General features: G+C 54.3%; 1 pseudogene. It reads right to left on the minus strand.

The features are described from left to right. Positions 1-245, minus strand: a pseudogene (locus tag AF337_RS11580) (SAM-dependent methyltransferase); the annotation flags it as partial.

Below are 245 nucleotides of genomic sequence, written 5' to 3' on the forward strand. Positions count from 1 at the left end.
GTTGTGATGCCGCCAGCGTCTCGAACAAAGAGGTCGACCATGCCACCACGCTCGACGTGATGATGACAATCTTCCGTTCTGGCCTGGTCCGACAGCTTGCCGCGAGGACATCGGACAGGGTTACGAAGGCAGTCATGTTAATGTGCGTCAGACGTTTGACATTGAGGTAAACGATCCCGCTGTATTTTTCCAAACTTTGCTGCACCACCTTGAGGGCATCGGCAATCTCAGTCGCGCTTTCCGGT

Origin of the sequence: Rhizobium ecuadorense (assembly GCF_001187535.1) — a bacterium.
Classification (GTDB): domain Bacteria; phylum Pseudomonadota; class Alphaproteobacteria; order Rhizobiales; family Rhizobiaceae; genus Rhizobium; species Rhizobium ecuadorense.